This window comes from Bacillus sp. SIMBA_074, from assembly GCF_046534555.1.
GTDB classification, from domain to species: domain Bacteria; phylum Bacillota; class Bacilli; order Bacillales; family Bacillaceae_G; genus Bacillus_A; species Bacillus_A mycoides.
In genome coordinates, this window is the sequence record NZ_JAWRYM010000601.1 from 1 (window position 1) to 268 (window position 268).

1 protein-coding gene is annotated in these 268 nt (G+C 70.5%); it reads left to right on the plus strand.

Annotation, left to right across the window (positions count from 1 at the left end):
• Positions 1 to 268: hypothetical protein (locus tag SB773_RS32145; protein WP_410594407.1), on the plus strand; the 268-nt coding region annotated here is incomplete at both ends.

A 268-nucleotide genomic window follows, 5' to 3' on the forward strand; every position in this document is an offset into this window, starting at 1 on the left:
GGACCCTCGCGCTCATCGCCGAGGCACGGCTCAACGTGCTGCCGATCCCGAAGGCCGCGGTGCTGGTGGCGCTGTCCTACGTCGATTTCGACGCGGCTCTGCGGGACGCGCAGGCGCTCCTGCCCTTTGGCGCCGCCTCGGTGGAGACCATCGACTCGACCGTGCTGGCGCTCGCCCGGAAGGACCCGATCTGGGCCGAAGTCCAGGCCTTCTTCCCCGACGACCCGGCCGGACGGCCGGTGGACGGGATCAACCTCGTCGAGTTCGT